This window comes from Pelotomaculum terephthalicicum JT (assembly GCF_022410535.1).
Taxonomy (GTDB): domain Bacteria; phylum Bacillota; class Desulfotomaculia; order Desulfotomaculales; family Pelotomaculaceae; genus Pelotomaculum_D; species Pelotomaculum_D terephthalicicum.
The window spans coordinates 1-10,706 of the sequence record NZ_JAKNBL010000060.1; the positions used below are offsets into that span (position 1 = coordinate 1).

A 10,706-nucleotide genomic window follows, 5' to 3' on the forward strand; every position below is an offset into this window, starting at 1 on the left:
TTAGATCCGAATTCCCAATTGGATGCGGATTTAAAAAAAATTCCTCTATGGTAAGTAGGAGGAATTCAATAACGATGGTTCAAGCAAAGCCTTGTGCCATCTGCCTCGGCGAATGCCGAGAGGCTATGTAATTAAATGGAGGAAATTATTCCGCTATGAATATTTTGCTAATTAATACCAATTGTTCCTATAATAAGGGTTCTGAGGCCCAGGTTGTCAGTACAATTTCCGCTTTTAGAAAAGTATATAGAGATGCAAAATTTCTTTTGCTTTCATATGTTTATGAATTTGATCAGGAATCTGCAAAAGCAATAAATAAAGAGAATGATATTTTATCTGTGCGCGGATATCCGATGAATGGCAATCGGCACACGTTTATCTGTTATTCATATCACATAATAATATGTATCTTGACAGCTATTTTACAAAAATTCATATGCTTAAATAAATTAAAGCTGAATCAGACTTTCTTGAAAGCCTATAACGAGGCTGACATGGTAATTGACTTAAGTGGTGATACAATTGCCGATCATAAAAATTTTTATTCAGTTGCCATAAAAAATTGCTTGGGAGTTCTGCCGGCTATTATTCTTAACAAGCCCTATGTTATCTATTCACAATCAATAGGCCCTTTTAGATGGTATTCACGTTGGCCTGTACGTTTTTGCTTTAATAGGGCCAAAGCAATAATACTGCGGGAGAAAATAAGTATAAACGCTCTGCAATCAATAAATGTAAAAAATAAAAATGTTTTTTTAAAAGCTGATTGCGCGTTTGCTCTCGATCCTGCTCCCCATAGTAGAATCAAAGAAATATTAATTTCCGAAGGTATTCAGCTAACTGATAACGAGCCGCTGGTGGGCATCTCGGTAAGCAGATTGATTGAAATCAGGAATGATCAATATGTATCTCAAATGGCAAAATATATTGATGCGATTATTGAGGAGATGAAAGTAAAAGTAATATTAGTGCCGCATGTGGCTCATTACGATGAATCAAGTCAAGATTCGCGTGATACGCAAAGAAGAGTATTTGAAAATCTCAAGAACAAGTCCAAGGTTGTGGTGGTTAATGGCAACTACTCCTCCCGGGAACTAAAAGGCATTATAAGTAGGTGTGATATGTTTATGGGCTCTTATATGCATGCCTGTATCGCGGCCTTGTCCTCGGGTGTTCCAACCATTGTTTTAGGGTGGGCTCATAAATATAAAGGAATTATGTCCCTGGTCGGCCTTGATGAGTTTGTCTTCGACTACCAGTCCACGAGCCTGGAGCACTTAATAGAAGCGACATTAAAACAATGGAAAGATAGAGAAAAAGTTCGTCGATACTTGTCGGAAAAGGCTGAACAAGCCAGGGAATCTGCTTTGCAGGCTGCTGAAGTAGTTAAGCAAGTAATTGAGTGATGAATATGAAACCGTCAAATAATGTGGAATCTGCCGGGATAATCAGCTCCTGGCTATGTACGGGATGCGGTACGTGTGCAGCCGTGTGTCCTAAAAAATCTATTATATTAAAAATTGATCAGAAAAGTGGTATATATCTTCCTAATATTGCTAAAGACAAATGCAATCTTTGTGGAATCTGCTTAAGCGTCTGTCCGGGGCGCGAGATTGATCTCAAAAACCTAAACCAGATCGTTTTTGGCCAAGAGGCAAATGATCCTTTGCTCGGCAGCCTCATTAAGTGCTATGCCGGTTGCGCCTCCGATTGCCACATTAGATATTCCTCGTCATCGGGAGGAATAATCACGGCTTTATTAGCTTACGCTTTAAAAGAAAGAATAATTGATGGCGCTTTGGTGGTCAGGGCCGATGAGAGAAAGCCATTAGAGCCGTATTCTTTTGTCGCAAGGACGATAGAAGAGATTATCTGCGCCAGAACTTCACGGTATTGTCCCATACCAGTTAATAATTCACTGAGAGAGATTCTTTACTCTGAAGGGCATTACGCGGTGGTGGGGTTGCCGTGCCATATCGCCGGCGTTAGAAAAGCGGAAAAAGCAAATGAAAAATTAAAAGAAAAGATAATTTTGCATTTCTGCTTAGTATGCAACCATACTCCTACCTTTCGGGCAACTCAATATCTTTTGAGCAAGTTAAACACCGGTCGGGCGGTTAAAGAAATATTCTACCGGGGTAACGGTTGGCCCGGCGCAATGACCGTCAGGTATCAGGACGGAAGTGAACGCTTTGTTGAACACTTGGATTTTAAATACTGGGGTTTCATTTTCCAAAGGTTTTTCTGGCCTCGCAGGTGTTTTCTCTGCGATGATAAGAGCGGTGAGCTTGGTGACGTTTCCTTTATGGATCCCTATCTTCCGGAATATAACAGGAGCGAAAAAATAGGAAGCACTCTTTTTATTGTGAGAAGTCCTTTTGCCGATGATTTAATTAATAAAGCAATTGAAGACGGAGTGATTGCCGGTTCGGAAATCGGAAAGGAAAGAATAAAGGAATCACAGCTTTTGCAGGAGGTTAGACAGCGCAATAGAGCACGAAGGATGCTGGTAAAATTTTTTAAACAAAGTATACCTCTCTACTCAGGGCGTCCAAAGGGAAAAGTAAAAATTACGGATTTGTTCAAAGCGGCATTTGATTACCTGCTGATCCGGTCCGGCGATTATTCTTTTTATGCAGTTGATTTATGTTGTTATACCTGGAAAGCTGGCAAAAGAGTCAAATCACTTTTCTTGAGGAATTAACTTTAGATTAAATTATAATAACCCGGCTAATAAAAGCTGGCGATTTCCCCGCTCGGATTAGCCGTAAGAGGTTTGAAGATAATTGACGCTAAACAAGCAAAAAATCAAGCGAAATATCAAAGAATATTTTTATTTGAAAAATGTTCATGGCTCCTCCCTTTATAACAATGCTTTTTACCTCGTGCTGAACAGTTTGACAACGTCGTTCTTGGGCTTTGTTTTTTGGAACCTCATGGCCAGGTATTTTACGCCTGCTGAAGTAGGCATCGGTTCCGGGCTCGTATCCGCCTCCGGGCTGGTGGCCATGCTGGCCAGCTTGGGATTGGGAATAGGGATGATCCGTTTTTTACCGCAGGCTGGAGAAAAGTCCGGCGCATTGATTAACAGCGGATTTACTCTGGCCGGCATAATCGCGGTGCTGGGGTCGATTGTTTATCTTTCCGGCATGGCTCACTGGTCGCCGGCGTTGGTTTTTGTGCGAGAGAGCTTTTGGATGTCTTTTCTATTTGTGTTGTTTTCCGTAGCCACGATTCTGGCGCTTCTCGTTGAGCGCGTGCTGACGGCCGGCCGTTCGGCAAACTATGTTTTTTGGCAGAACACGTTTATCAGCCTGGTCAAGCTGCCCCTGCCGATATTTGTTTTTGCTCATTTGCAGGGCTATGGCATTTTTACAAGTAATGGAGCAGCCACTCTGGCGGGAGTGGCCCTCTCCTGGCTCCGGTTTTTGCCCGCGGTTTACAGGGGCTACTTTCCCAAGCCTTTATTGGACGGGAAGATGATGAAGCAAGTATTGCCCTATTCCTTTGCCAATTATATCGGTAATTTGTTTAATAATATCCTCGGATTTATTTATCCGTTAATGGTTTTAAACACACTCGGCTCTGAGGAAAACGCTTACTTTTACATTGCCTGGATGATGGTGCAGGTGCTGACCTTCATCCCCGCGGGAGCGGCCCAGTCTCTTTTTGCCGAGGGCTCCCACAACCAAAAGAGGCTGGGCCGGGACGGCAGGCGGGTCCTGGCTGTTACTCTGCTTCTATCTTTGCCGGCGGTAGGAGTGATGATCTGGCTGGGCGGGTGGCTGCTCCATTTCTTCGGTCCCGGATATAGCGAACACGGCACGGGTGTGATGCGCTATTTGGCGCTGGCGGTAATACCCCAGAGTGTCAATATCCTTTTTATTACGGTAAGCCAGGTGAAAAAGCGGGTTCACTTGATTATTATGCAAACGTGGACTCTTTCCGCCCTTGCTTTGGGGCTGGGGTACTGGCTGCTGGGCAGGATTGGTTTAAGCGGCATCGGAGCAGGTTATGCCCTGGCTAATTTCTTGATAGCGGCAGTAGTTGTGGGGCCGCTGTTGAAGGTGCTGCGTCAAAAACAAATATCGGATGACAATACGTCTTTTGCAAAGGTGAATTTGTAATGCTGCTTTTAGCGCATGTTGGAATAACCCTTGGCATTACCAAGGGTTTGGCAAAGATTTTGAGTCGCCGGGGAATAAAGAAGTTTACGGATCTGATAGATTTCAGGCTTGTTTGTCTGGGCTCTATGCTGCCGGACATTATTGACAAGCCGCTGGGGGGACTTGTATTGAAAGAAACGCTCGGAAACGGGCGCATATACTCGCATACCCTTTTATTTCTGCTCTTTCTAATTATCTCAGGCATATTTGTATGTTTTAAATACAAGAGGCCGGGACTGTTGGCGGTGGCCGAAGGCAATGCTGTTCATTGTTTTCTGGATGGCATGTGGCGCTTCCCCGAAACTTTCCTGTGGCCGGTATTCGGTTGGGGCTTCCCCAAAGGAGATCCGGAGAACTGGCTGCGTTTGTGGGTAAACCTCTTGACCGACCCCTGGTACTACGTACCTGAAATACTTGGCGGCGCTATTATCATGCTCTTTATTGCAGATTTGGTTTTGAGCAAGAATTTATACTGTTTTATAGTAAACGGCAGAGTGAAAAGCACTATTACATGAAAAGTAAGCTAGCACGCCGGGAAGGGCAGTTAAATTATTGATAGAAGGGGGTAGTGAAAATGAATATTCTGGTTACCGGTGGAGCAGGTTATATCGGCAGTCACACTGTCCGTACGCTTGTCGGCAAAAAACACCATGTGGTGGTGCTGGACAATCTCTCCAAGGGACATGAGGCCGCCGTGCGGGGTGTTCAACTGGTACGGGGGGATATCGCCGAACGCTTGTTATTGAAAAGCCTTTTTCGGAAGCATGATATTGAGGCGGTGATGCATTTCGCTGCCAACAGCCTGGTGGGGGAGTCGGTCCTTCAACCTGCCGGGTATTATTATAACAACTTGGTTAAGGGACTATCGCTTTTAGACAGCATGGTAAAGTCAGGAGTACGTTACCTGGTCTTCTCTTCAACCGCGGCGGTATACGGGGAGCCGCGAGAGAATCCGATTCCTGAGGAGCACCCTGCCGTTCCGACAAACCCTTACGGTGCGACCAAGCTCGCCCTGGAAGGGGCGATGCGCTGGTATAGTGAGGCCTATGACCTGCGCTATGTTGCCCTGCGTTATTTTAACGCTGCCGGAGCAGACCCGGCGGGGGATATCGGAGAGGACCACGCTCCCGAAACCCACCTAATCCCGTTGGTACTGCAGGTGGCCATGGGGCGTCTGCCTTGCCTGGAGGTTTTCGGTGCCGATTACCCTACTCCGGACGGCACTTGCATCAGGGATTATATCCATGTCGATGATCTGGCTGACGCTCATGTTTTAGCCATGGAGGCACTGGCTTCAGGGGCTCCTTCAGCGGTATACAATTTAGGAAACGGCAGCGGTTACTCTGTTTTGGCAGTAATCAGGGCGGCCGAAGAGGAGACAGGCAAACGTATCCCTGTGCAATACGGGGCGCGGCGGCCGGGAGATCCGGCGATGCTGGTGGCCGGTTCAAAAAAAATAAAGGCCGAGCTGGGCTGGCAGCCTCGCTTCACCGACCTGCGGGCGATCATCGAGACAGCTTGGCGTTGGCACAGGAACCACCCCCAGGGCTTTAAGAAAAAATCTGAGAATATTTCTCAGTGAAAAAGTTTAGAACAATAAAATTTTATAACGAAAGGGTGTGTGAAGTATGCCTTTTGCCGTAATCATGGCCGGCGGGCGGGGGGAGAGGTTTTGGCCCCGCAGCAGGGTGACGGTGCCCAAACAGTTTTTGAATCTCGTCGGCGACAAAACGATGCTGCAGCTTACTGTGGAGCGGGTGCAGGATTTGGTTGGAATATCCGGCACTTACATAGTGGCGGGTTTGGATTTTAAAAAAATAATCATGAAGCAGGTGCCGCAACTGCCGGAGGAAAACATTATCATCGAGCCCTTTGGGCGGGATACCGCGGCTGCCGTTGGACTGGCTGCTTTGGTCCTGGAGCGTAAAGACCTCCGGGAAGTAATGATTGTGCTGCCGGCGGACCATTACATCAGTGATGTGCCCCGCTTCCAGGAAATACTGAAAAGCGCGGTGGCGGCAGCCTGGCGGGGAGAAGACATAGTGACCCTGGGCATCACCCCCCACAGGCCGGAGACGGGCTATGGCTATATTTTTCAGGGGGAATTGTTCGACACCTTTACCGGCGTGCCGGCATACCGGGTTGTCCGTTTCCTGGAAAAGCCCGACTACGCCAGGGCGGTGAGATTTCTTTCCACAGGGAATTACCTGTGGAACAGCGGCATGTTTATCTGGCGGGTAGATTTAATTAGTCAGCTAATAGAAAAATATACTCCGCAACTGGCTCGGGGCTTGAATATTATTGGACAGAGCATGGGGACGGAACAATACCTGGCCGTAACGGGAGAAATCTATGCGAGGCTGCCCAAAATCTCGGTGGACTACGGTATTCTGGAAAAGGCGGAAAAAGTCCTGGTGATGAGGGGAGATTTCGGCTGGGACGATATTGGCTCCTGGACGGCTTTGGAGCGCTACGCTGAAAAGGATGAGTGCGGCAATGCCATTGAAGGCCGGGGTGTATTTTTGGACACAAGCAACACTTTCGTTTATTCCCCCGGCAAGACGGTTGGCGTGATTGGGGTGGAGAATTTAATCGTGGTGAACGACCGCGACAGTCTCCTGGTATGCCGCAAAAACCGGGCCCAGGAGCTCAAAAAGGTGGTACAGGCTTTAAAGGACGAGGGCCTGGACGAAGTGCTGTAAAAAAGGAGGTAGCTTAAATGGCAACTATTAATGAACATATATTTCGCCAGTATGACATTCGGGGCGTGGCGGAAAGGGACCTTACGGATGAGACTGCAACACTTCTGGGCAAAGCTTTTGGCACTGTGGCGCTGCAAAAGGGTTCATGTAAAGTGCTGGTGGGGAGAGACAACCGCTTAAGCTCCGAGCGCCTGCGCGACGCTCTGGTGAAGGGACTTATGTACGTAGGCTGCGACGTGGTGGATCTGGGCCTGGTGGTCACGCCAATGCTCTACTACGCGAGGGTCCACTTTGGCATTGACGCCGCGGTGATGATCACCGGCAGCCACAACCCGCCGGAGGAAAACGGGTTTAAAATGGCCCTGGGGGCCGGGACCATCTACGGAGATGATATCCAGAAGCTCAAAAAATTAATGCTGGACGAAGAGTGGCGTTACGGTTCCGGGAGCCTTGAAATGGTAAATGTCGTCAAACCGTACCAGCATATGCTGTTAAAAAAAATACGGCTTGGGCCGAGAAAGTTAAAGGTGGCTGTCGATTGCGGCAATGGCACGGCTGCCTTGTTTGCCGAAAAGATATTAAACAACTGGGGCTGTGCTGTGATCCCGCTGTATTGTGATTCCGACGGCTCCTTTCCGAACCACCAGCCGGACCCGGTTAAAACAGTCAACCTGGCAGAGTTGAGAAAAGCGGTGCTTGAAGAGAGGGCGGAGCTCGGCGTGGCCTTCGACGGCGACGCGGACCGCATCGGTGTGGTGGACGAGGCCGGGCACATCATCTGGGGAGATCTGCTGATGTGCCTTTACTGGTCGGAAATCATGCCAAGGCATCCAGGCGCCGAGGCCATCATCGAAGTGAAGTGCTCCCAGGCCTTGGTGGACGAGGTGGAGCGTCTTGGCGGAAAGCCTTTCTTTTACAAGACGGGTCATTCCTTGATCAAAGCCAAGATGAAAGAGATTGGGGCGATCTTCACCGGGGAGATGTCCGGGCACATATTTTTCGCGGATGAGTATTACGGTTTTGACGATGCCTTTTACGCAGCCGGCCGCCTTTTGCGGCTCCTTTCCAATTCCGGCGCGCCGCTCTCAAAGATGCTTTCAGTTATACCAAAGTATTACTCGACGGCTGAAACCAGGGTTACTTGCCCGGACTGGGATAAATTCAAGGTTGTCAGTGGGCTGGCTGAGCGTTTTAAGCGGAATTATCCCGTGGTTGATGTGGACGGGGCAAGAGTGCTCTTTGGCGACGGATGGGGTCTGGTGCGGGCTTCCAATACCCAGCCGGTGCTGGTGGCCCGCTGCGAGGCAAAAACTGAAGCAGGAATGCAGCGTATTTGCTCCATTATGAAAGAAGCCCTGAAGGAGTTCCCGGAAGTGGCAGACTTTGAGTGGGAGTGCTGATTGCATTAAGGTCCCGCGCTAAACCACACTAAAGGTGATAATTGTAGAAAAATGGGGATGAGGGCTTGTCGTTAATGTTTTTTTCCATTCAAAACGCTTTTCGTAAAAAAGCGGTGGCAGCCCTGGCAGTGCTGGGGGTGGCTTTTGGCACCGCGCTTATGACAATCCTTTTTTCTCTCGCCGCGGGGATGGAACACCGGGTTGAAGGCACTTTTAGCGAGCTTTCCAACAGGATCACGATTTCCGGCAGGGACGCGATCTTTGGCGGGTTGTATTTAGGCATGGGCACCCGGCCGATACCTTCTTCCTATATTGATGACATCAGAAGCATAGCCCATGTGGAAAAGGTTTATTCCCAGGTTTCGGTGGTTTTGCGGCCTGAAAATAATGATTACGCCATGCCTTTGTTTGGCTATGGTTTGGAAGAAATTCGTGATCTGGACAACAATCCGTATAACAAAATTGTTGAGGGAACCGCCCCACGTAATGAAAAGGAAATCATCATTGGCAAAAGCCTGCAGGAATATATGAGCTTATTAAATTCCCCGTTTGCAATAGGGGAATCCTATCCCTTCCTGAGCATGGAGGGGGGCCGGGCAAAAGAACTGGACTTAATAGTCGTGGGTGTTTACCAGACCGGCAACGAGGTTTTGGACGGGGCTTTCAGCGGTTCTGAAAAATTGGCCAGGGAGATCGGCAAGATAACGGAGGGGAGCGTTTCCGCCATCAACGTCGTTGTGGACAGTATGGACAATGTGGAATCCACCGCTGAGGCTATTCAACAAGAGCTAACGGGTAAGAAGCCGGAACTGCAAGTGGTGGTGCCCGGAGAGGTTTTAAATCCGGTCAAAAATATAATTGACGTCCTGGGTAAGTTTCTAATGGCTGTTTCCCTGGTGGCCGTGGTGGCCGGGGGACTGTCCATCATGGTAGTAATGCTTTTGTCCGTAATCAACCGGATGCGTGAGTTCGGTATTCTGAAGGCTCTGGGGTGGACTCCGGCTAATATCATCTGCATGGTGCTGGTGGAGTCCCTGACCTTAAGTCTGTGCGGCGCCGCCCTGGGAGTGGCTTTGGGCTGCGCGGGGCTTGCCGCGGCAAGGGTTTTGATTGCCGCGGATATCGCCGTTCTCTCCCGGCAGGTTACTGTCAGCGTGTTTCTGACCGGCATTCTAATTGGGGTGGCGGGAGGAATTTACCCGGCCTGGCGCGCGAACAGCGCGGCGCCGGCAAAGATTCTCAGGGAAGTTTAAAGTTTGGAGGGTTTGCCTTGGTGCAGCCAAACGTATTGATTGCGGTTAAAAACTTGACCAAGGTTTACGGGAAAGCTAATCTCGCGGTAAAAGTGCTGGACGTTGGAAACCTGGCAATCAGGAGAGGGGAGCTTGTAGCGCTGACCGGCCCCTCCGGGTGCGGTAAAACCACCCTGCTGAACCTGCTGGGCGCTCTGGACCGACCCACAGCCGGCGACATTTTTTTCGCGGGCAAAAGGTTTACCTCGCAAAGAGAGACCGCCCTTTGCAGGTTCCGCCGGGAAAAAATCGGCTTTATTTTCCAGACTTATCACTTGATTCCTACTTTAAGCGCGCTGAAGAATGTCTTGGCGCCTGCTTTGCCTCTGGGGAAAGATTACCGTAAGCGCGCGCTGGCACTGCTGGGCATGGTGGGACTGACAGGCAAAGAGAACCGCCGTCCGGGCGCGCTATCCGGGGGTGAACAGCAGCGGGTGGCCATTGCCCGGGCGCTTCTGCTGGACCCGGAACTGATTCTGGCGGATGAGCCCACAGGCAATTTGGACTCGGCAGCTGGAGCGGGAATCATAGATTTGCTGAAGGAGTTGAACCAGCAGGGGAAAACAGTGCTGGTGGCCACCCATGACCAGCGGGTGGCGGATAATTGCGGCAGGAATATCAGGCTGGTGGACGGGCAGGTAATTAGTCATTGCAAATCCAGACAAGATATTGTAAAAAACAGACAAAATCCTGCTGCTTTTAAACAATAATTATAGACATTTATCTTGTAAATGTTATTTTAATTAAAAAAGACATTTTGAGTAAGTCACTAAAAGAGTTGATAAAAAATGATCTATTTAATGATCTATTTAATGTAGAGAATTAAATTTAAGTAATTATTAATTCTGTGAGTTTATTGATAATCAATCAGTAAACACCTATTGTAAAAATGTTAATAGGGGGTGAGGCAGAGTTAAACGGATTGGAGGAGTACCAGCAAAGGAGCTATGTAGTGCTTGGTGGAGGCCCGGCTATAGACAGCCGGGCTTGTTACTAAGGAAGGTTGTACGTTTATATTTTTAAATAGGCTCTCGGCATTAGATGGGAGGAATCATTAAATCTGGAATAAAGCAACTGGAAATTCTGGCATGCCAGGCTAAAAAGACTGTCCTTTTCACGACATTCCTAAAAATGGGCATGGCAAAG

At 48.4% G+C, this 10,706-nt stretch carries 9 protein-coding genes; all 9 read left to right on the top strand.

The genetic code is table 11. The features are described from left to right. The first annotated feature begins 155 nt into the window (after positions 1-155). The 9 genes from L9W92_RS17845 (at position 156) to L9W92_RS17885 (ending at position 10,270) form a co-directional block, all read left to right on the top strand. On the top strand, positions 156-1,406 hold the full coding sequence (locus L9W92_RS17845) for a polysaccharide pyruvyl transferase family protein (protein WP_240085096.1): 1,251 nt from the start codon (positions 156-158) through the stop codon (positions 1,404-1,406). Then, positions 1,406-2,704 carry a Coenzyme F420 hydrogenase/dehydrogenase, beta subunit C-terminal domain gene (locus L9W92_RS17850; protein WP_240085102.1) on the top strand — a complete coding sequence of 433 codons (1,299 nt, stop codon included), beginning with the start codon at positions 1,406-1,408 and terminating at the stop codon, positions 2,702-2,704. The genes L9W92_RS17845 and L9W92_RS17850 overlap by 1 nt, the downstream gene beginning before the upstream one ends. Before the next feature lie 82 nt (positions 2,705-2,786). Beyond that, on the top strand, positions 2,787-4,127 hold the full coding sequence (locus tag L9W92_RS17855) for a lipopolysaccharide biosynthesis protein (protein WP_240085097.1): 1,341 nt from the start codon (positions 2,787-2,789) through the stop codon (positions 4,125-4,127). Beyond that, positions 4,127-4,681 (top strand): metal-dependent hydrolase, encoded by a 555-nt coding sequence (locus tag L9W92_RS17860; protein ID WP_240085098.1) that lies wholly within the window; start codon positions 4,127-4,129, stop codon positions 4,679-4,681. Before L9W92_RS17855 ends, L9W92_RS17860 begins: the two co-directional genes overlap by 1 nt. Before the next feature lie 59 nt (positions 4,682-4,740). Further along, complete coding sequence (gene galE, locus L9W92_RS17865; RefSeq protein WP_240085103.1) at positions 4,741-5,748, top strand: UDP-glucose 4-epimerase GalE; 1,008 nt, start codon at positions 4,741-4,743, stop codon at positions 5,746-5,748. 46 nt (positions 5,749-5,794) lie between these two features. Beyond that, positions 5,795-6,868 carry a mannose-1-phosphate guanylyltransferase gene (locus L9W92_RS17870; protein WP_240085099.1) on the top strand — a complete coding sequence of 358 codons (1,074 nt, stop codon included), beginning with the start codon at positions 5,795-5,797 and terminating at the stop codon, positions 6,866-6,868. A gap of 17 nt (positions 6,869-6,885) precedes the next feature. Beyond that, a complete protein-coding gene (locus tag L9W92_RS17875; protein WP_240085100.1) occupies positions 6,886-8,268 on the top strand; it encodes a phosphomannomutase/phosphoglucomutase in 1,383 nt (460 codons plus the stop codon). A 74-nt stretch (positions 8,269-8,342) separates the two neighbouring features. Then, complete coding sequence (locus tag L9W92_RS17880) at positions 8,343-9,521, top strand: ABC transporter permease (protein ID WP_240085101.1); 1,179 nt, start codon at positions 8,343-8,345, stop codon at positions 9,519-9,521. Between the two features lie 20 nt (positions 9,522-9,541). Continuing rightward, positions 9,542-10,270, top strand: coding sequence for an ABC transporter ATP-binding protein (locus L9W92_RS17885; RefSeq protein ID WP_240085104.1), 729 nt, complete (start codon positions 9,542-9,544; stop codon positions 10,268-10,270). The last annotated feature ends 436 nt before the right edge of the window (positions 10,271-10,706 follow it).

Coding starts and splice junctions, on each gene's coding strand:
- L9W92_RS17870 (WP_240085099.1), top strand. CDS start 5,795: ATGCCTTTTGCCGTAATCATGGCCGGCGGGCGGGGGGAGAGGTTTTGG.
- L9W92_RS17860 (WP_240085098.1), top strand. CDS start 4,127: ATGCTGCTTTTAGCGCATGTTGGAATAACCCTTGGCATTACCAAGGGT.
- L9W92_RS17845 (WP_240085096.1), top strand. CDS start 156: ATGAATATTTTGCTAATTAATACCAATTGTTCCTATAATAAGGGTTCT.
- galE (WP_240085103.1), top strand. CDS start 4,741: ATGAATATTCTGGTTACCGGTGGAGCAGGTTATATCGGCAGTCACACT.
- L9W92_RS17880 (WP_240085101.1), top strand. CDS start 8,343: ATGTTTTTTTCCATTCAAAACGCTTTTCGTAAAAAAGCGGTGGCAGCC.
- L9W92_RS17850 (WP_240085102.1), top strand. CDS start 1,406: ATGAATATGAAACCGTCAAATAATGTGGAATCTGCCGGGATAATCAGC.
- L9W92_RS17875 (WP_240085100.1), top strand. CDS start 6,886: ATGGCAACTATTAATGAACATATATTTCGCCAGTATGACATTCGGGGC.